At 44.8% G+C, this 21,440-nt stretch carries 18 protein-coding genes; 6 read left to right on the plus strand and 12 right to left on the minus strand.

Annotated elements, in window-relative coordinates; translation table 11 throughout:
- Positions 1 to 178 precede the first annotated feature (178 nt).
- The 3 genes from QNO02_RS24160 (at position 179) to QNO02_RS24170 (ending at position 4,905) form a co-directional block, all read left to right on the plus strand.
- Positions 179 to 1,534 (plus strand): dipeptidase, encoded by a 1,356-nt coding sequence (locus tag QNO02_RS24160; RefSeq protein ID WP_076333733.1) that lies wholly within the window; start codon positions 179 to 181, stop codon positions 1,532 to 1,534.
- Positions 1,535 to 2,528: 994 nt separating this feature from the next.
- On the plus strand, positions 2,529 to 3,164 hold the full coding sequence (locus QNO02_RS24165; RefSeq protein WP_289390261.1) for a TetR/AcrR family transcriptional regulator: 636 nt from the start codon (positions 2,529 to 2,531) through the stop codon (positions 3,162 to 3,164).
- 154 nt (positions 3,165 to 3,318) lie between these two features.
- Positions 3,319 to 4,905, plus strand: a complete 1,587-nt coding sequence (locus QNO02_RS24170) for an oleate hydratase (RefSeq protein ID WP_289390262.1) — start codon at positions 3,319 to 3,321, stop codon at positions 4,903 to 4,905.
- A 504-nt stretch (positions 4,906 to 5,409) separates the two neighbouring features.
- On the opposite strand, the gene QNO02_RS24175 is transcribed toward QNO02_RS24170, so the two are convergent.
- Positions 5,410 to 5,781, minus strand: a complete 372-nt coding sequence (locus tag QNO02_RS24175; RefSeq protein WP_074096289.1) for a hypothetical protein — start codon at positions 5,779 to 5,781, stop codon at positions 5,410 to 5,412.
- 246 nt (positions 5,782 to 6,027) lie between these two features.
- Between QNO02_RS24175 and QNO02_RS24180 the strand changes: the two genes are divergently transcribed.
- Entirely contained in the window at positions 6,028 to 7,875 is a 1,848-nt protein-coding gene (locus QNO02_RS24180) for an ATP-dependent nuclease (protein WP_289390263.1), read from the plus strand.
- 67 nt (positions 7,876 to 7,942) lie between these two features.
- On the opposite strand, the gene nagA is transcribed toward QNO02_RS24180, so the two are convergent.
- The 3 genes from nagA to QNO02_RS24195 are packed head-to-tail and all read right to left on the minus strand — an operon-like array spanning position 7,943 to position 10,755.
- Positions 7,943 to 9,157 carry an N-acetylglucosamine-6-phosphate deacetylase gene (gene nagA, locus QNO02_RS24185; protein ID WP_289390264.1) on the minus strand — a complete coding sequence of 405 codons (1,215 nt, stop codon included), beginning with the start codon at positions 9,155 to 9,157 and terminating at the stop codon, positions 7,943 to 7,945.
- Positions 9,154 to 9,882, minus strand: a complete 729-nt coding sequence (nagB, locus tag QNO02_RS24190; RefSeq protein WP_091037991.1) for a glucosamine-6-phosphate deaminase — start codon at positions 9,880 to 9,882, stop codon at positions 9,154 to 9,156. Before nagB ends, nagA begins: the two co-directional genes overlap by 4 nt.
- A gap of 9 nt (positions 9,883 to 9,891) precedes the next feature.
- Positions 9,892 to 10,755 (minus strand): MurR/RpiR family transcriptional regulator, encoded by an 864-nt coding sequence (locus QNO02_RS24195; RefSeq protein ID WP_289390265.1) that lies wholly within the window; start codon positions 10,753 to 10,755, stop codon positions 9,892 to 9,894.
- Between the two features lie 209 nt (positions 10,756 to 10,964).
- Here QNO02_RS24195 and QNO02_RS24200 point away from each other — a divergent pair, with 209 nt between their 5' ends.
- A complete protein-coding gene (locus QNO02_RS24200) occupies positions 10,965 to 11,312 on the plus strand; it encodes a hypothetical protein (RefSeq protein ID WP_289390266.1) in 348 nt (115 codons plus the stop codon).
- A gap of 132 nt (positions 11,313 to 11,444) precedes the next feature.
- On the opposite strand, the gene QNO02_RS24205 is transcribed toward QNO02_RS24200, so the two are convergent.
- From QNO02_RS24205 to QNO02_RS24235, 7 genes are all read right to left on the minus strand, one after another.
- Entirely contained in the window at positions 11,445 to 11,984 is a 540-nt protein-coding gene (locus QNO02_RS24205; RefSeq protein WP_289390267.1) for a DUF4303 domain-containing protein, read from the minus strand.
- Between the two features lie 251 nt (positions 11,985 to 12,235).
- On the minus strand, positions 12,236 to 12,460 hold the full coding sequence (locus QNO02_RS24210; RefSeq protein WP_017692532.1) for a helix-turn-helix domain-containing protein: 225 nt from the start codon (positions 12,458 to 12,460) through the stop codon (positions 12,236 to 12,238).
- Positions 12,461 to 12,703: 243 nt separating this feature from the next.
- On the minus strand, positions 12,704 to 13,693 hold the full coding sequence (locus QNO02_RS24215; RefSeq protein ID WP_133387086.1) for a YhcN/YlaJ family sporulation lipoprotein: 990 nt from the start codon (positions 13,691 to 13,693) through the stop codon (positions 12,704 to 12,706).
- A 272-nt stretch (positions 13,694 to 13,965) separates the two neighbouring features.
- On the minus strand, positions 13,966 to 14,982 hold the full coding sequence (locus QNO02_RS24220; RefSeq protein ID WP_289390268.1) for a DUF4340 domain-containing protein: 1,017 nt from the start codon (positions 14,980 to 14,982) through the stop codon (positions 13,966 to 13,968).
- Positions 14,979 to 16,373 (minus strand): GldG family protein, encoded by a 1,395-nt coding sequence (locus tag QNO02_RS24225; protein WP_289390269.1) that lies wholly within the window; start codon positions 16,371 to 16,373, stop codon positions 14,979 to 14,981. Before QNO02_RS24225 ends, QNO02_RS24220 begins: the two co-directional genes overlap by 4 nt.
- Positions 16,374 to 16,377: 4 nt before the next feature.
- Positions 16,378 to 17,094 carry an ABC transporter permease subunit gene (locus QNO02_RS24230; protein WP_017692528.1) on the minus strand — a complete coding sequence of 239 codons (717 nt, stop codon included), beginning with the start codon at positions 17,092 to 17,094 and terminating at the stop codon, positions 16,378 to 16,380.
- Positions 17,091 to 18,218, minus strand: coding sequence for an ABC transporter ATP-binding protein (locus QNO02_RS24235; protein ID WP_289390270.1), 1,128 nt, complete (start codon positions 18,216 to 18,218; stop codon positions 17,091 to 17,093). The genes QNO02_RS24230 and QNO02_RS24235 overlap by 4 nt, the downstream gene beginning before the upstream one ends.
- A gap of 472 nt (positions 18,219 to 18,690) precedes the next feature.
- On the opposite strand from QNO02_RS24235, the gene QNO02_RS24240 reads away from it, so the two are divergent.
- Positions 18,691 to 19,764, plus strand: a complete 1,074-nt coding sequence (locus tag QNO02_RS24240) for a glycosyltransferase family 4 protein (RefSeq protein WP_289390271.1) — start codon at positions 18,691 to 18,693, stop codon at positions 19,762 to 19,764.
- 65 nt (positions 19,765 to 19,829) lie between these two features.
- Here QNO02_RS24240 and QNO02_RS24245 read toward each other — a convergent pair whose 3' ends face one another.
- Positions 19,830 to 21,359, minus strand: coding sequence for a DHA2 family efflux MFS transporter permease subunit (locus QNO02_RS24245; RefSeq protein WP_240768305.1), 1,530 nt, complete (start codon positions 21,357 to 21,359; stop codon positions 19,830 to 19,832).
- Positions 21,360 to 21,440: the final 81 nt, after the last annotated feature.

The raw sequence follows: 21,440 nt of genomic DNA on the forward strand, positions 1-21,440 counted from the left end.
CATGGAAACTTCCTCAACTCCCCTGAGAATATATGGATGAAATCCTTTTCTTGTATTATACGCACAATCCTCAGGTGAATGAAACGATCTGTAACCGATCATTTTTTTAACCAATGTTTTATTAACATGACAAAATGGATTACAATGAGATAAAGCAAACATGAAGGAGGCCTTTTTAATGAAAGAACAGACTTATTTTGAACAAAATAGAGAAAAACACCTGGCAGAACTGAATGAATGGTTGTCCATTCCAAGTATTTCCGCCATTTCCGAGCATAAAGAGGATGTTAATCGTGCAGCACAATGGGCAGCAGATGCGCTCACACGTGCAGGCATGGAAAACGTAGAGGTCATTCAAACGGCTGGACATCCGATTGTCTATGCAGATCACCTGCATGCACCCGGCAAACCGACAGCGCTGATCTATGGACACTATGATGTACAACCAGTTGATCCGCTTAACCTGTGGGAGACACCTCCTTTCGAACCTACCGTTCGTGATGGGAAGCTGTTCGCCCGTGGTGCGACGGATGACAAAGGACAGATTTTCCTACATATCAAGGCAGTAGAAGCCATTCTTGCCGAAAACAAAGAACTTCCGGTTAACATCAAGTTCTGTATCGAAGGCGAAGAGGAAATCTCCAGCCCGAACTTGCCCATCTATCTTAATGATAATACAGACAAGCTGCGTGCAGACATGGTACTGATCTCGGATACGTCCCTGCTTGAAAAAGGTAAACCAGCGATCTCCACTGGCCTGCGCGGCCTCTGCTCGCTTCACGTAGATCTGAACACAGCCAATACCGACTTGCACTCCGGTTCATTTGGTGGTGGTGTACCTAACGCACTGCACGCACTCGTATCCCTGCTCGCTTCGTTGCATGATGAGCAAGGCCGTGTGAGTGTAGATGGTTTCTACGACGGCGTTCTACCACTATCTCCTGAGATGAGAGAAGAATTTGTGAAACAGGGCTTCAATGAAGAACAACTTCGTCAAGACCTCGGACTGGAGCAATTGTACGGCGAAGAAGGTTACTCGTTCGTGGAACGTGTTGGCGCTCGTCCAACATTGGAACTAAACGGCGTATGGGGTGGTTTCCAAGGCGAAGGTAGCAAAACGGTTATTCCGAAGGAAGCTCATGCCAAAATCACCTGCCGCCTCGTGGCGGATCAAGATCCACAACATGTATTGGATCGTATCGAAGCACATCTGCGCGCTCACGTTCAACCGGGTGCAACGCTGCATGTGAAACAGATTGAAAAAGCTTTTGCTTTCAACACTGATCCTTCCAATCCAATTCTGCAAAAAGCGGCAGATGCGTATGAGCACGTGTATGGCGTTCGTGCCCTCTTTACCAAAGATGGCGGCTCCATTCCGATTGTTGAGAAGCTCTCACGTGTACTCGAAATCCCTGCTGTTATGATGGGCTTTGGTTTGCCGGATGAGAACCTTCATGCACCAAACGAGCACTTCAACCTGGAGAACTTTGATAAAGGGTTGTTGACGATTGTGCAGTTTCTGAAGAGTTTGTAATAGTCGGGCTCATCATTACTAAAATAAGTGCTGGGGCAAGGTGCTAGTGGACGTTCCGGGGCCGAATCGTTCTTTTGATCGCTGTTATCCCCGGATTTCCTTGATTCCCTTTCTAAAGGGAGAAATCCGGGGATAAAGGCGAACGCTCCGCTTCTTCAGAATCGATTTCGTCCCCTTCACTACGTTGCAGCTTCTCGCAGACTGATTTTAAGATTGAGCCTAACTATTGATTGGTTAGTGTAATGGGGAGAAAAAAGAACGGCCTTCGGGTCGTCTTTTTTTATTTATTTGATTTATTTGTTTCTTTTTTTTGTTTTTTTGGTGAAGTTGTTTCTTTTTTCTTTGGTGAAATTGTGGTTTTTTCGTGGCTGCTTTTTATGAAGGGAGACGATGGTGACTTACTTTTAAATGGGTTAGTGTATTAGAGATAAAAACATGGTGACCTTTAGGCCGTTCTTTGAATTTTGTATCGATCATTGCGTACAGTTTGCTTTATTATGGCTTCTTTAAAGGTATGGGTTTAACTTTGAAGGTTAGTGTGATAGATCACAAAACGATGGGCTACTGAACAGTTTTTCGATTTTTTCTCGATCATTTCGTTATCGTTCTTCCTATGACTGATTTTATAGACGGGGTCTCGGTTTTAATGGTTTAGTGTTATAGAGATAATATACGCGACCTTATCGGCCGTTTTTTTAGATTGATTACGTCTCCTTCACTAGGTTTCAGGCTTTTACCATGGTTGCTCTTTATTGTGACTGGTTTTAGACGACGGCTAACTTTTAAGGGATTGTGATAGAGACAACACAAGTGGCCTTTAGGAGTTTATTTGAAGCGATTGATATTCAATATTTAGGATGCACCCTTATGGAATATGGTGCGGATCGGGTAACGAAGATGTTGATAGCTACAGGGGTTTTGTGGATTGGAGGATCTTTCGGATTCCTGCGTTTTGACTTGCTTATACTCGTGACTTCGCTGCGGGGCTTTTGCCATGAGTGTTTACCTGCTGGTGCATACCAGCAAGCTAATCCAAAATGATGAGGTGAATGTTGTGTCTGCTTCTCACTTAACCAAACATGCGCTGGCTCACTCGCTTAAATCACTGATGGAGCACACCCCGCTGAACAAGATTACGGTCAAACATCTGGTTGACCATTGCGGCGTGAACCGGCAAACCTTTTATTATCATTTTCAGGATATTTACGCGCTGCTTGGGTGGATATATCAGACTGAAGCGGTAGAGAGCCTTACGGAGTACCGAAGCTACAGCACATGGACGGACGGATTCCATAAAATCTTTTGTTACATCGAGAACAATAAAACGTTCTGCTTCAATACACTCGACTCGCTCGGGCGCACCCACTTGGACACATACCTCTATGAAGTAACCCATGATCTGATCATGGGTGTTATTGATGAGCTGGCCTGTGGGATACAGGTCCGCAGTGAGGACAAAGAGTTCGTCGCCAACTTCTATACCTTGGCCTTCACGGGGCTGATTATCCAATGGATGAGGGGCGACATGCGAGAACCTCCCAAACATATTATCGAGAAGCTCAGTGAGCTGATCGAAGGCAGTGTCCTGAGGGCGTTGCACAAGTATGAGAATAAGCTGCCATCCGATTAGGATGTGCGGCTTTTTTTACATGTGATCTACGCATAATCTTTAGACACTTTTCCAAAAGTGACCAAAAAATGGACACTCCCTTTCTTTTGATCATACCTTACGGGACCTGCAAGGTTTACATTAGGGATGTGATTACAGAACCCTTTGGAGGCGAATGATCGTGAAGAAAGAACATGGTAATAAACAGGTCTATTTTGTAGGCGGCGGCATTGCATCATTGGCGGGTGCAGCTTATCTTGTCAGAGATTGTGGCTTTCCTGGAGAACATATTCACATTATCGAAGAAATGCCAATTCTCGGCGGTAGCAATGACGGGGCTGGTAATCCTGATCAAGGATATATCATCCGCGGCGGGCGGATGCTCAATGACGAGGCCTATGAGAATCTGTGGGAGCTGCTGGCTTCCATCCCTTCCATCGACCATCCAGGCATATCTGTCCGACAGGAAATTACCGAATTTGACGATGCCAATCCCACACATTCCAATGCACGGCTCATCAACCGTGACGGGAAGGTCGAAGATGTGCTCTCGATGGGCTTTGATATGGCGGACCGTCTGGCGATGGGTAAACTGATTATTACTCCTGAAGACACGCTGGGTAAACTGCGCATCAACGACTGGTTTGGCCCTCACTTTTTTAAAACAAACTTTTGGTATATGTGGGCGACCACCTTTGCCTTCCAACCTTGGCACAGCGCCGTGGAATTTAAAAGATACATGCTTCGCTTTTTTCACGAATTCCCGAGAATTCAGACGCTGGAAGGCGTTACCCGCACGCCCTTCAACCAATATGACTCGATCATCCTTCCATTGCATAATTATCTGGAACCGTTTGGCGTAGATTTCACGCTGAAATGTACCGTCACGGATCTGGATTTCAAAGACGGCGAGGGCATTACGGTAAGTCGGATGCATGTGAGCCGGAATGGTACCGAGGAAGTCATTGACATCCACGAAGGTGATCTGGTCATTGTTACAAACGGTTCGATGACCGAAGGGGCCGACATCGGCTCCATGACTTCCGCCCCGAAACTGAATGGCAAGGGCAGCTCATGGAAGCTGTGGGAGAACATTGCCGCCAAGAAACCGATGCTGGGCAACCCTTCTTCTTTTAATGATCATGTGAATGAGTCCAAATGGGAGTCGTTTACGGTCACCTTCCAGGATTCGGTCTTCTTTGATCTGATGGAGAAATTCACACGCAACCGGGCAGGTACCGGCGCGCTGGTTACTTTCAAGGATTCCAGCTGGTTCATGTCTGTCGTTCTAGCCTTCCAACCGCATTTCCGTGGTCAGCCGGAGCATGTCAACGTATTCTGGGGATACGGATTATATCCGGATAACGTGGGCGATTACGTGAAGAAAAGAATGTGCGACTGTACCGGGGAAGAGATTATGCAAGAGTTGATCGGCCATCTTCATTTCCAGGAACATCAAGAGGAGATCATGGCTACCGCCAACTGCATTCCTTGTATGATGCCTTACATTACAGCCCAATTCATGCCAAGACTGAATAGCGACAGACCTAAGGTTGTGCCTGAAGGCTCCACCAACCTGGCCTTTATCAGCCAATTCTGCGAAATTCCCGATGACGTGGTATTCACCGAAGAATATTCAGTCCGGGCAGCACGGATCGCCGTCTACACCCTGCTTGGAGAGAAACGTCCGATTGAGCCGATCAATAAATATCAGTATGATGTCCGGACGCTGTTCAGCAGTTTTGTGACTTCGTTTAGATAATTGCTTATATAGAGAATGTGTGTTGTTGAATTGTATAAAGCAAATAAAGAGAGTTCCGTCAGCTATGACAGGACTCTCTCTTTATGTTTACTCGTTTACTATCTAAACCCAACACATAGCTTTCATGGAAATTGCCAACTGTCGTCTAAAGAACCTCACAAGCCTTATTACTTGAAATTTCGCAGGTTTGAAAATCTAACGAATCGTAGACAACTTATTTGGAGTGTAAGCATGATTTTGTAACGTAATATCGCTCATTTACATTAAATAGCGTGTCTAAGATTCGTTACATTTTGTATGACAGCCAAATCATTGAAATAAGGCTTCGCAGGTTCGTTAGAACTGAGCGACCCTTCGGAGATTACTACTTATGAGATGCACTCGTTGTCATGTCTTGGTGTTTATTTTCATTTTTCGTTGTTACTCATCGCTTATGAGAGCCACATATTATACTCTACTCTTCCTACTCACGCCGCTTATTACAGCCCACATATCACACTTCGCTTATGTGCGGAATGTTGTGAACTTCAACATGTGCACAAGCTTGGATAAATGTGCGATCTCCTGCTGGACTCCAGAGGTGTCCGTGCCTGCCATTGCCTGGTTCGCCCGCAGCGTTCTGCGTGTGTTCAGCATACCTTCGATCAATTTCATGACCGTGTTGCGTCCACGATGATCGACAATCATATACTTTTTGCGTGCATCCAGCTCTACCCATACGATGTTGCTGAATGATGTAAACAGATGCCTGCGGTACAGCTCCATATCGGTCTCATTGTAATGCTCGCCATAAAAGGCATAATATCCGTGTATGTGCAACTTCTCCGCCAGCACTGTGATGAACGGATCATGTTCGAGCATAGCGTTACGTTCCATGTTTCACGCCTCCGTTATGCGTGATCCGCAGATCCCGTCTTTTTGAGATCTATTTTAACATAATTGAACAAATAAATTGAAGTTATCTCATTTCAAGTTATATAAATAGTTGCACATAATTTATTATAAATATATAGAACAGAGATAATATTCACGTAAAAAAATTGTTGAAATTTGGAAATACCAGTCACCTTACTAAGTTATTATGTGATATTATTAAGTAAAACAACACTGAGGTGGCTATGCATGAAATTAAGTTGGTTTCAAATAAAAAATTTTAGATCTATAGTGGATTCGGGCAAATGTTACATAAATGATAATCTAACAATTTTCGCAGGTAAAAATGAATCAGGAAAAAGTAATATACTAAAAGCATTACAAGCATTTCAAGACAATAATTTTGATAAGGAATATGATTTCCCAAATTCACTATCAGCAGAACCTCCAGAAATTACGATATGCTACAGTATTTCTGAAATGGAGATTCAAAGGATCATGCTTGACAAACTCATTTTCTCTGAGGAATACAAATTTGAAGTCAGCCCTACTAATAAAACTCATGAAATTGTAGTCTCTAAGACCGTTGGGGCAGCTACTACTACCGAAGGTAGTTATATCGAATATACTAGACATGTTAATGACGAAGAATATGCCTATTGGGAAAAGCAGTTGATTAAAACCATTAAACTGCTAATGAAAAACATTGAACTAATCGATAATTCAATCTCTCAGCAATTAAATGATTATTTTACAGAGAACGAATACATAGCTTTTGCTGAAACACTATTTGAATTCTATGATGTAACTTCTTTAGATGAAAATTCACCAATATTAAAAGTATTAGACAATTTTGATAGTCTTAATTCATTCTCTGACTCAAAAAAATATGACGATATAGAATTACCTAAATTAATACTATTTTCTTCTTTTACGGATTTACTTCCTGACAAAGCAAATCGTACTACTGCTGCAAGCAGTACAATTATACAAAGATTCTTTAAAATTGTGGGTATTTCAGAAGAAGTCATATTTGATGAAACATCTAAACAAAAAAGAAAATTATTAGTTAATGACGCCTCCTCAAAGATAACAGGAGATTTCTCTAGTTTTTACCAACAAAATTCTGTTGATTTATCTCTTGATATTGACGGTGACGAGTTAAGTTTTTATCTATATGAAAAAAATAATGTTGCTCCCTTCAAACCCGATCAAAGAAGTCAAGGATTTCAATGGTTTCTTTCATTTTATATTACTTTAGTTGCTGAACAGCAATCTGCTCCAAATATTATTTTACTTGATGAACCTGGGTTATATTTACATGCTAAGGCACAACAAGATATGCTACGAGTGCTAGAATCATTGTCAAAGGAAAATCAAATATTAATGACTACTCATAGCCCCTATTTAATTGATACAGATAGATTAGATCGTTTAAAATTAGTTATGAGAAATGATAAGTCAACCTATATTGAGAATAAGTTCCATAAAGTTTCTGATAGAGACACTTTAACTCCTATAATAACTGCATTAGGGTACGACTTATCTACAGGCATATCCTTCAATAGCAATACTAATATTATTGTTGAAGGAATATCTGATTACTATTATATTTTAGCTATGAAAAACTATTTGGGAGTGTCTCAAGATTTCACTATAATCCCCTCAATTGGAGTTGACCAGATTCCAAATATAGCAGCCATACTTTTAGGTTGGGGAGTTCCCTTTATTTGTTTACTTGATCAGGACAAGCAGGGAAAAATCGTGAGCAATAAATTAAAAAAAATCGGTTTAGATGAAGATAAAGAGTATATTTTTGTAGGAGACACTAAACTAGCTATTGAAGATCTCTTTTCTGCAAATGACTTCCATAAATTCATTCTATTAGAAAGCACTTCACAACAACAAACAATCAACATTTCTAATTCGATATTAGCCGGAAATCGTAAAGCTATTTTGTCTCGAGGATTTTATGATCGAGTAAGTTCAATTAATAAATCTGAAGAGACAGGATTTGATCAAACAACCATAGATAATTTTCGTAATCTTTTTAATAAAATATCTGATTGCTCAGCTCCAAATAAAATTGCTCAATAAACACTCCCATCTTATACCAAATAGCTAATCAGTAGATTGGACTACTGATTAGCTATTTGGTTTGTATTTATTCTTTTAGAGTTCTGCCCTTCACCCATACACCCTCAATATCCAGCTCCGCATTCAGTAAAACGATATCTGCCTGTTTTCCTTGAGCCAGGGAACCTGTCCGGTGATCAATGCCGAGCAGGCGTGCAGGAGTCAGACTTGCTGCTCTTGATGCAGCGTTCAGACTCAAGCCCACTTCCTGTATCAGGTAACGGAAACCACGAATCATCGTCAGTGTGCTTCCAGCCAGTGCGCCGCCGTCCTTCAGTCTGGCCTCGCCATGCTTCACGATTACGGGCAGGTCGCCGATCTTGTATTCCCCATCATCCAGTCCCGCAGCAGACATGGCATCCGTAATCAACACGAGTTGATCATCATGTTGCTTCAGCTGAGCGAGGATTGAGATCGCCGCAGGGTGAACATGAATGCCGTCGGCAATTACCTCGGCACTGATACGTGGATCACTCAGCACGGCTCCGGCAGCCCCGGGTAACCGATGATGCAACGGTGTCATGGCATTGAATGTATGTACCGCATGATGCAGTCCGGCTTCCACTGCCCGCTCCACCTCTTCATAGGTCGCATCTGTATGGCCAAGTGCCGCTGTAATCCGTTGTTCTCGCAGCCATGAAATGACTTCCAGCGCGCCTTCACGTTCCGGTGCCAACGTAACTTGACGGATCAGGCCAGGATATTGCTTCTCCCATGCTTCGAGCCAAGATACATCAGGCAGTATGATATGTTCCGGATTTTGCGCACCAGGCCATTTCGGACTAAAAAACGGACCTTCCAAGTGTACACCTTCAAGCTGAGCATAAGGCATTTCACCGGAACGGTACCGATTGACCTCAGCAAGTACGTTATCCAGTCGCTCTTTTGGAGCTGTCATGGAAGTCGCAAGCATCGCTGTTGTTCCCTGCGTACTATGGAAAGAAGTGATCTTGTCCAACACCTCAGGGCTTGCGTCCATAAAGTCTTCTCCGTTCCCACCATGCACATGGATATCAATGAATCCAGGCACAATGAGACCACGTTCCGGTACTGACAGCGGCAAAGCCTCGCTCCGAATCTGTTCAGGAAGACCTTCCGGTATCCCAGCATAGATGATTTTCCCATCCCTCCAAGCTAATACACCGTCTTCCAATATCTCATCTGCAAGGAGCAGCTTGCCCCGAAGAAGAGAAATATTTTCATCACGCTGACTCCTAGGTTCATGGCTATTCACCTCGGTCATCTCACCAGCCTCCCAGCTGCACGGTCCAGCAATACCACCACATTTGGATGACATTGCAAAAGCGATGCAGGACAGGCCGTTGTGATTGGGCCCATGAATGCTTCGCGAATAATCTCGGCTTTTTCCTCGCCACGGGCAATGAGCAGAATTTGTTTGGCTTTCAAAATGGTACCAACACCCATCGTAATCGCCTGAGCCGGAACTTCATCAATGCTGTCAAAGAAGCGTGCGTTTGCCTTTCGCGTCTCGTCTTTCAGATCCACAACATGTGTTCGTCCTGTAAGTTCAGTTCCCGGTTCATTGAAGCCAATATGACCATTATGTCCAATGCCAAGCAGTTGCAGATCTACAGGTCCACGATCGTCCAGCCGTTGTTCATAGGAATTACATTCCTGTTCCAGATCGGCAGCCTGACCATCAGGCACTTGCGTTCTAGCAATATCTATATCGATATGTTTGAATAATTGTTCGTTCATGAAACTGCGGTAACTCTCGCGATGTTCTGTTGGAAGTCCAACATACTCATCGAGATTAAAAGAAGAAGCCTGTGAGAAGCTGACAAGCCCCTTCTGGTACAACGTGATAAGCTGTTTATATATGCCCACAGGAGAACTTCCTGTTGCGAGCCCCAATACAGCCCGTGGTTTGGTCTGCAACAAGCTGGCAATGAGGCCAGCACCCGTGGCGTTCAAGTCTTCTTCATTTTCAAAAATTCGTATATTCATCTTCATCTGTCAGGCACCTCCGTTGTGTTGGACTCGATAAGATTGCACATTATGATAGGATTGTTCCAGTCTGGGGATAAAACGGTCGAAGTCGGCACTTACCATGCCTGTGAACAAAATATCGACCACATGCAGCAGTGCAATACGTGAAGCCATATCTCCACGCCTCATGCCTTCTTCCAGAGAAGAGGTGAATAGTGGGATATCGGATACAGTTGCAAGCGTGTTACTGCCATAGGAAGTCAGTGAAATCGTAGAAGCTCCGGCCTGTTTGGCACAATGCAGGGCATCGATGGTCTCCGGTGTTTCGCCTGAATAGGATACGGCCATCGCCACATCTCCCTCGGCGAGCGAAGATGCGGATGTAATCTGCATATGTGAGTCGGAAAAAGCCGTACAGCTCTTGCCAATCCGCACCAGTTTCTGATAGAAATCCTGTGTAACAATCGATGAGGTAGCCACACCGTACAGATCGATGCGGCGAGCCTGGCACAATAATTGAACGGCTTGCTCCAATCTGCCCAAATCCAGCAAACGGGTGGTATCTGAAATAGACGCAAGGTGGTTGGCTTCGATAGCTTCAACAATTTTGGATAGTGAATTGCCCGCTACAATATCCTGATACGCCGTTTCATCAGATGCGTGGGACAATTCTGCGGCGAGCTTCATTTTGAAATCGGGGAAGCCTTTAAAATGAAACGACTTGCAAAAGCGGGTCACCGTCGCCGCACTTGTGCCACTCTGCTCTGCCAGATGACTAATCGTCCACCCGGGAATGTCCGATGGAGATTGCATAATGACTTCGGCAATACGTCGCTCCTGAGACGGAAGGTTATTCAGTTCTTGCTGCAACGCACGTAATATGGCTGCCATGAGGACCTCACTTTATGAAAATTATTTTTATTTATTTTTAATAAATCAAGAAAATTATTTTTATAACTTCATTTTAATCAAGACGATCCTGCAAATCAAGAGGAATTTAACATGACTTTTGCAATGATCTGAGCGTGTATAGCCCCTCACCTGCTTGATACGCATAGTTGATGTCCTTTATATTGAGAATCGAGAGGGGTGCAATTCTAATGAATCGAAGACAACGGGAAAAGCTCATTCCTTCCATCTGGATTATGGCTTCCAAACAAACAGAAGGACACGCCTATTATGCCCTCTATGCTATCGACTGGAAACGCGGAGGTCGGTTGAGTTGGGAAGGTTGGAATCAGCTCGAAGACTTGCTACAATTTCATATTCCGATCAAACGAAAAGCCGGAGGAAGGAAATCCGCTTCCCAACCTGCCGCAAAAATTGCGAAAATAGCGCTCCATCTTCATCTGAACGAAGCACAATTTGAGGAATTGGAGCAGCTCTTTTATCAGCCATTTTCGAAGAAAAAATGGAGGATGTTCCTTCAAATGAATAGGAATCAATAAGTGTATGGATTCGTTTGTTTCATTTTTTCACGCAAAAACAAAAAAGCCTCTTCCTTCTTTAGTTTAGTTAAAGAATAGGAAAGACTTTCGCGGTACTAAGATTCAATTCGTTTTGATTCGAGTTAACTCGTTCTAATTGATGCCATCATATCGTTTTAAGAATTTGCTGGCTAAGCCGGGTACAGTCATTTGATGAACCGATTGATTTTCAATCTCCTCCGCTAGATCGTCATCTGTTAGAGAAACAAAGAACGTAATGTCTGCTTTTGCTTGTCCATACCGGGCGAAAACGTCATTTGCTGTCTCATTCACAACTTTGGCGATGATTCGAATGATCTCATCCTTATACTTCTGGACATCTTCTGTTGCATACAACAATCGGCTGATATGCTTAAAGTGCGTCTCCTCGCCATATTGATATTCGGAGCAACCCCATCTGTAATAGATCTCGTCCTCCTCACTATCACATAGCCCTTGCTCTTTCATACTCACAATATGCCCAGCAAGGGATTCCTCTGTATTTACCGCCAAAAACAGGGTAACCCAATCACTGTCCGTTCCAAAAGCACAAGCATATACTTTTTCATGCTGCACCTTAGCCAGCATTTGTTCCAGATCGGGCAGAAAACCCGCACGAAAATGATCTTCAAATTCATTTAAGAAACGGTCCATTTAGATCGTCCTTTCTACCATTGTTTCAATTTCAAGCCTTACCTACTGCCTTATCTGTTTCATATATGTAATCATTATGGTCTACTAAAATAATGAAAACAAGCGATGCTACGTTTCGGATCTTCCCTCAATTTATTGTTAACTCCCTTATTTTATGGTCCATTGCAGCAAAAAAGCCTTGCCCCATTCTTCATGACAAAGAATAGAGAAAGGCTTTCATGCTGCTACGTAATCCTAACTGTAATTCGCAACTAAATCTTCAGTTCTCCAAGCTTAATCAGCTCGACAACTGCCTGCGAACGACCCTTAACATTGAGTTTCTGCATCACATTCGAAATATGGTTACGCACCGTTTTCTCGCTGATGAATAACTGCCCTGCGATGTCACGCGTTGTTTTGTCTTGAACCAGTAATTCGAATACTTCGCGTTCACGGTGGGTTAACAAAAATTTGCTTTTATGATCGATACCCTTCAATGTTCACCCCTCCTTGCTCGGGTTGTGTTGGTGTAACAAGGTTAAGGGGATACAGTCAACTCATCTTATGTCAGGTCAAGGGCGTTGGTTCAGTTTTATAAGAAAAATGGGCAGTAAAACATGTGATTCATTGTCCAAAGAGAACGTATGCAGTTGTCTATGTATTTGAGATTATGTAAAACAAACATGCCCCTGCAGCTGATGTTACCATCTGCGCAAAGGCACACTTGTTCAGTCAAAAAACTACCGATTCATTCGATTCATGACCCCACCATTGTGATTACGGTTCATCAGGCCATCGTCAAGGATGCCATCACGGTGATTGGTATCCGTACCGTTGGTTGGGAAAATACGCTCTACCATCGATTGGAATGTATCGATCATGCCACTGACTGGCTTACCATTACGAATATCTGTGGCGTAGTTCTCCACTTGCTCCACAAAATCCGGATTGGCTGATACATATACATTCTCGATGTTCGGTGCAAACTGCTTGATTTTTGCTGAAATCTTACCTTTAATCTCAGCTGATGTGTTATCATCCGTGCTATCTACACGTTGTCCTTCACTTTTCATACCATAATGCCCATCGTCCGTCCCACGTGCTTTGCCGCTATTTGTCAGACCACGCATCATACCAATTGTACCTGTGCCCATGGTTCCATAGATGCTGCGGTCATTCCCCATATGGCTGCGATCCGTTGCTGAATTCGTGTTCAGTCCTGGAGCAATTCCGCTAGTGCTGTACGGAGACATTGTGCCCGTACCACCATTCACACGCATGCCACCCATATCGTGATTCATGTTTCCCCCACGCATGGTATCACTGGCATGATTACGCATCGTTCCATTCAGCATGCTCGTACGACCATTGGACTTGCTTTCCAACTTGCCTGCGTGACCATCTGCCAAACGAACGGCCACATAAGCATTACGATCCGTTAACATGACACGGGCAGATTTAACTTCCTTCATCTCCGTGATGCGTTTTGCCAGCTCTTCACTGGATTTCAGGTCAGTGACATTATGCATGCGATAACTTTTCGCACGGATGCCATCCATGCCATTTGTTTCCACACCATAACGGTTAATGCCGCTCGCTTGCTGACGAACACTTTGTGTATGCATATTGTTGGTATCCCGATTCGTGCCACAACCTGTCAAACCGGCCATTACAAAGATCGCAGTAGATAATGATAACGTAATAGCTGTTGCCTTTTTGACTGCTGGCATGTACTCATCCTCCAATGTTTGTTGGTTTTGGTCACAAAGATAGGATGTGCTTCTGTACGTACCGATATGCTGAAAGGATATGGTACCTTACCCTATAGATTCGGGTCTTCTGGTTCTGGTCTTTGTTTATAGTTTTTGATCTGTGGACCGTGAATTTCTTGCTATATAAAATAAAAAAACAGTGCTGCTTGTTCGCAGCACTGCCTCGAAATAATATTTGCATCATAATATTTGCATCTCAACACAATAATATCACTTATCTTCCGCCCCACTCATTTCCCGTCTGTTGATGAGGATGTCGTTGCTTCATTTGCCGAACTTGATGACTCTTCCGAAGAAGTTGTGGATGCTTTAATTGTATCCGGGAATTTCTCGGCTTCCGTTAGACTCGTCGCCTCCATGGCATATGCCCATTGACCATCCGGCGTAATGACCCAGATCTGATCCGATTCGGATGGCACCGTAATTCCTCGATACACATCTCGAACTTGTTGCCCATTGACCGTCTGTTCAACAGACAGGGTGAATCGGGGAACCGAATTCTTCAGCTCGGACGCTTTGCGCACATCATCTGCTGTCGACAAGTTTTTGATTTTGCCGATAAGAGATACGGCATCTGTGGCTTCAATCGTTTTTCCATTCAGTGTCCAAGTCTGCTCTGCCGCATCGTTCTCCGATGTCGATGTTAACATCCAGGTAGCTGCTTCACCTTCCCACTCCAGAGACCCAACATTTGTCTCATCCATGTTAAAAGGTGTCGTGTCCAACAAATCACGACGAGACAAAGCTATGCTGGTAATCGCCTCTGTCTGCACGGCAACCACAGGACCCGAATCAACACGCACATAACATGCATCATCTGCTGGAAGCTGGCCACCAATAGCCAGTTTGATCTCCCGATTATCTTTGAGTTTGATATCCATACGTGTAGCATCTGTTCCTAATCCATACTTATCCAGATCCGTCGGCGCTTCTTCCACCACCAGTTCCTGATTCGCACCACTCAGAGCATCTAACCAACTGCTGACACTGTAACCGTTCAGAGGATAGGCTTTTGGCTCAACCATCTGCCATACGCCATTTTCAAGCGACAAAGTCGAAGATCCTGCTGCACCAGATGTCTCCTCCGTAGTATCATGTATCGTGATGGATTGGATATCCCCGGATTGAATACCGAGCAATTTGGCTTGTACCGCTTCTTCTTCTCGAAAATAATTTTGACTGGCCGCGTACACCCAGCCCACAATCAGTACGATGACTACCAGAATCGTTGGGACCCATTTTCTCATACCCGTCTGCGCCTCCACCATAAGAGTACACCGATGATAACAAAGATGAGCGGGAACGCTACAATAGCCACAAAGAAAATCGTTCTGGCCTGTTCGCCATTCAGGTATGCCATCTCATACCCGGCTTGTACCCTTGGGCGAATCGTCAATCCATTTTCTTTCTCACTCAGATAGTTTACCGTATTCAAAATAAAGTCCCGATTGCCGCCATTTGCAATTTCCGAATCCTGCATGAAAATGGACGAGCCCAGAATAACCGCCTTCGGTTTACCATCCGTTGTATCGGCTGCATACCCCAGTTCCACTGGTCCCTGAATGTCCTCTTCGGCATCATTGCTTGTTTCATTTTGCAATAAACCGCCGATATTTGTCTCCCCATAACTGTCATTCGAAGAATGAATTAACGGTGAAAGGGTATATTTATCCTGTTCTTTGCTAGTCAACGCAATCGACAGCGACAACATCGGATACAATTGGCTTGCAGCAAGTTTGTCCGTAATTGCATGTGTACCATACTCCGGCACCACCCAGAGTGGCCCCATCGTACTGGCTTGCTGATTATCCACCATGACCGCATGCTCATCAACGACGCCATAGTCAGCCATCAGAGCATCGATGTTTTTCCAACTGGATTTCATATCTTCCACAAATCCGAGGGATAATAACAGCTTGCCTCCATTACTCAGATAGGTGCGAATGGCTTTCATTTCCGTATCACTGAGATCGCGTTGTGGACCAATAATGGCAAGCACATCTGCATCTTCCGGAACTTTCCCGGCCTGATTCAGCTGCAACTCTTCCGTCTGCACATTATTTTGTTCCAAGGAGGATTTCAGCGTAGTCATCTGATCGAGACTCAGTTCTTCATGTCCGGTCAAAAAGACCATTTTGTGCATATCGGTGGATGACATATTCATGAGCGCCTGCGTAAGTTTTTCCTCACCTGTGAACTGATATGATCCATCACTGCCGTCACCTGTCGCGGTGAACAAACTGGCGATATCAATCACTTTGTGTTGATCTCCCTGCTCCAACACAATGGAGCTGCCTGTTATGCCGTATTTGGATGCAAGCGCAGGTTCCTGCGTCAGATTATATTGTTTTATTTTCAACTTGCTGTTACGTTTCGTGTATTCCTCGACCATATCCTTGACCTCACGGTTCAGGACGGTGTTGTTGGCATTTTCGACCGTTAACACCAGAATGTTGACGTCATCCTTCACATTTTTGATCGCAGTAAGGGACTGGTCAGACAACGTGTATTGTTTGTTCGAGGTCAGATCCAGCTGGAAGCCGCCAAGTGAATTCAGGAACAGTGTTAGCAAAATAAAGATGCCAATCACCGCTACGGACAGCACGGTACTGTTGGTATGACTTAACCATTTTTTCATCTTCTCACCTCCACCGCTTCCGTTCCACAATTTGAATGCTTAACAGCAGAAACACACCCGAAAGGGTGACATAATACAAGATATCCGGTCCACTAAGTACACCTTTCATGAAGCTGTCGAACCGGTTAGTCAGTGCAAACGGGTCCAGCCACTGTTGCAAAGCAGAACCTGTATTACCTGCGAATGAATCAAGCATCCACAAAACGAGCAAAATAATAAAACCCGCCACCGCAGACACCATCTGATGTTGAGATAACGTGGAAGCGAACAGTCCAATCGCCATCATGCTTCCGCCCAGGAAAAATAACCCCAGCGCAGACATCCATACCGTCGTCATATCCAATGTCCCATAAAATGACATGATGAAAGGGTACACCAGACTGCACAGGATGAGCACAACCAGAATGGCCAGAGAAGCAAGATATTTACCAAAAATAATTTCCGTTACTCGTGCCGGAGAAGTCAGCAACAATTCATCTGTTCCCTGTCTGAATTCCTCTGCAACCAGTCGCATCGTTAACAACGGCACGACAAACAGCAGCATGGACAACGTATCGCCCAACACGAGACGATAATCGACAATGCTCGGCTGGTAATATACAAAGCTTGAATAGAACAGCAGACTGGTCATCAGTACATATACGGCAAAAGCAAAATAGGACGTGGGTGACAGAAAATAAGCTTGCAGCTCTTTATTGCATACCGCCATCATTCGTCTCATTTGGAGTCCTCCCCTTTGCGAGAATGGGGCGAAGCATCGGCTGCTGTACTAACTGTTGTTCCCGATATACTCGACGAGTCGATGTCCGAAGTTACATCCTGATCCATCTCTGCCCCAGCAACCTTATCCACATCTGCCGAATTTGCGTCTGTGTCTGTGGCCTCGGTTGTGGTCAGCTTCAGGAAGATTTGCTCCAGACTTAGGTTCTCCTTCTTCATCTCCAGTATCGGTAATCCTGCACCTGACAAAAGGTAGAACAGCTCCTCCCGGAAATCTTCCGAGTTTTCTCCAGTAAGCAGCATTTTAACCGTATCCGCTGAGTTAAGTGAAGTATCTTTGGCGGTATTCGCATCCGATGTTTGAATGACTTCACTCCGCACCTTCTCCCATGGGGTCAGCACATTATGTAATTGCTCCGCAGAGGCCTTCACTTCAATCGACACCTTGAACTGATCCCCCATTGCTGATCCGAAATGCTGAGGTGAACCATCCAGCACGAGCTGTCCCTGATTGATGATCAACATTCGATTACAGAGCGTGCTCACTTCAGGCAAAATATGCGTACTTAGCAGCACTGTATGGTTCTCCCCCAGTTCTCGAATCAGATCTCTGATCTCGATAATCTGGTTTGGATCAAGGCCCGATGTTGGCTCATCCAGGACCAGCAGATCCGGCTTGTGAATAATGGCTCCTGCCAGCCCAAGGCGTTGTTTGTATCCTTTGGATAACCCACGTACCATTTGCCTTTCCCGACCCTGAAGCCCCAGTCTGCTAACCATCTCACTGACCCGCAGCTTAACCTCACGTGCCGGGACATCTCGTAAATTGGCTACGAATTTAAGATAGGACTGCACGGTCATATCGGGATACAGTGGCGGAGTTTCAGGCAGATACCCAATCTTGGAACGAACACGCTGACCCTGCTCATGCACCGATACCCCATCCACCATGATGGAACCCGCGGTTGGATGCACATAACCCGTAATCATACGCATCGTTGTTGTTTTTCCGGCACCATTGGGCCCGAGAAAGCCAACAATCTCACCACGTTCCATGGTGAAATCCAGTTGATGTACGCCGCGTTGCCCTTCGTAAACTTTGCTGACCTGTTTCACTTCGAGCACATCATTCATCCTTTCCCGTTAAAATACCCGTGCACCATCGTTCGTTATATAAATTCAACTGAAAATATTTACACTTGCACTCCGATGGCAGAATAACCTTCCGATCACTGTTATCCCCAGATTTTTTGATTCCTTCTCAGAAGGAAAAATCCGGGGATAGCGTATGCTTCCGATGTAGCTTTCTTTTCAGAAAGCTTTTAGGCGAACGCTTCGCTTCTTCAAGTTATTTCTGCCTCTCCGTTTATCGTGTAAATGTTATGTTGAACTTATGTAATAGATGATAGACACGGGAAGTTCCTTGTATCTTACGTGAGCTATCCTAGCCTCAGCTTAATGACACTTAAAAGACAGCTTAAAAATTTTTGTCCAAAATGTGAACAATCCGGTTAACACCCACACCCTGCACTTAGAGCCAACGTAACATAGAGTACAGGAGAATGTGCTCCTGACCAAAAGTCAGAGGGTGAATCGTGTGAAAGTATTATTCACGTTTTATATTCCAAGCGGTGGCGTGGATACGTTAAATCGACTGCGCACCGCTGTTCTGAAACGTCATGGCATTGAAGCGCACCTATTGTATCTCAACACAGGCTCGGGATTGCAGAACAACAGTGATACGCCCATTTTCACCGCATCCAGTGACGAGGATATCCATCATATCATCCATACTCATCATTATGATGCCATCATTGCCACTTCAGACATCGCTATGCCCGGCCGCTTGAGAGGACTTGGTTATACGGGACGAATTATTTTTGAAGCGCAGGGACTCGGAACTCGCGATCAGGCTCTGGAAACGATACAGATGGGTGTCCCTTACCTCCAAGCTCATTGCGATGCTGCCGTTATACCTCCCACAGACCACCTGCTGGATATGTTCATTCATATCTGCCCTTGGCTTCATCGATTTGTTATTCCCAATATGCTGGATACGGACACCTTCGCACCAATCTTAGTGGATACCCCACCCTATCCGGTGCTGGCTTGGGTAGGACGACTTGAACACAACAAAAACTGGCGTGAATATTTAATCATAACGAGTGAAATCGTCAAAAAAAATCCGGAAGCCAGACTATGGTTGTTCCACGATCCAACTTTGGCTAATCCAGAAGATGAAGTCATGTTCCGGCACATGCTGGCAGAATACGGGCTTGAGGATCGGATTGGCATTTTTATCAATGTTCCTCATTCTCAGATGCCTGCATATTATTCCATGATTGCCGCTTCAGGGGGCATCATGTTATCCACTTCCCTGCTTGAAGGATTCGGTTATGCCGTTGCTGAAGCCATCAGTTGTGGCTGCCCGGTGCTCAGCACGGATTCGGATGGTGTGCGTTCATTTATCACACATAATAAGACTGGTAAGTTTTATCCAATTGGAAATGTAGAGGCCGCTGTAGCCGAAGCAAGGGACCTGATGAATAACAAGAAACTGCGTGAGTATATTCGCATTCAGGGCAGACAGCATATGAGCTTGTCTTTTTCACCAGATCGATATGCCATTTCTTTCCGTGAAATGATGACAGCACTGCGAATTTTCCATTGAGCATAACAAAAAAGGCAGTTCAGCAAAATTTCTCTGAACTGCCTTAGTATGGTTTTTATAGAGTCTTAGTGTCCCATCATCATCGCGGGATCAGGCTTGTCGCCATTTTGAAGTTCTTCTTCCTGCATCGGTTTAGGTTTGCGCAGAATCAGACTGAGCAAACATCCGAACAATGCAATACAAGCGGCCAGGAAAAACGTATCATTGAAACCAGCCACCAAACCATGAACGATAGCGGTCGGCTCTGTACTCGTTGTATTGTCTGCGATTCTTGAAGTAAGGAAGCCTGTAAGCCCTGCAACCGCAAAGGACACGACCACTTGCTGTGCAGCCGCCGTGAGCGGTGTCACCCGTCCAACCAACTTACGCGGTGCAGCATTTAATACATGCGTATTGAGTGGCATCATGGACAGGCCCATACCCAGACCCATCATAACCAGAGCTGTTATAATCAGGCCAAGACCTGTCTCTGCCGTAATGGAGGACAGAATAAACAATGCTCCCGAAATAATACCCAGACCCACAAAGGCCAGAGGTCTAGCACCGATTTTATCAAACAACCGACCACCAAGAGGCATACCCACTCCGGAAGCCAACGCCTGTGGCAGTAGAATCAATCCTGTTTCCAGTGCAGTGTATCCTTTGATCTGCTGCAAATAAAGCGGGATCAGGATCATCGCACCGAACAGCGCCACTTGTGACACCCATGCGAGAATAATTCCCCGTGAGAAATCAGATGATTTGAATACCCGGAGTTCGAGCAATGGATTTTGATGACGAAGCTCCACAATAATGAACATAATGAGCGCTACACCACCCACAATGACACCCGTCAAAGTTGTTGCAGACGTCCAGCTCGTTCCACCCTCACTCACACCGTAAGCCAGCATCGAGAACGCAATTGGCGCCAGAATCATGCCGAGCAGATCCAGTGCAGGTGTGCGTCCACGATCTGTATCCGGCAAAAACTTGATACATAGAATGAAAGCTGCAATACCAATGGGCAAGTTAATCAGGAAGATCCAGTGCCAGCTCAGTGATTCAATAAACCACCCGGACAAGACCGGACCCAATGCAGGGGCAAGCAGCATCGGAATTCCCAGCATCCCCATGATGGAACCTCTTCGCTCAGGAGGAGCCAGACGAAAGACCATTGCCATACCAATAGGAGCAACCATGCCTCCACCAAGGCCCTGAATGACACGGTAAATGATTAATTGCTCAGGTGATTGGGCAATCGAGCATAATACAGAACCCAAGGTAAACATGGCAATCGTGAACAGAAATACTCTTTTGGCACCAAAGCGGTCTGTTAACCAGCCTGCCAGTGGAATAACCGCAGACAAAGCCAGGGTATAACCCGTAACCGTCCATTGGATGGTTTTAAGATCCGTCTCGAAATATTGAACGAGATTCGGAATGGCTACATTCACCACCGTGCTGTCCAGAATAACCATGATCATACCGACGATAATAGCCAGGAGTGGCAGTATAATCGTTTTGATTGAAAACTCTGCGGGCTCCTGGGATACTGCTGTTTGTTCTTTCACGTTCTCCACACTCTTTTCCAGCCAGGAGATCGCAGGCTTATCCATGCGTCTCACTCAGCCTATATTGACGACTAATTTCAAACTATCGTTTTAAATCGTCGTTTTAAACTTTCGTTTAATACTGAT

It is taken from the genome of Paenibacillus sp. PK1-4R (genome assembly GCF_030369595.1).
Classification (GTDB): domain Bacteria; phylum Bacillota; class Bacilli; order Paenibacillales; family Paenibacillaceae; genus Paenibacillus.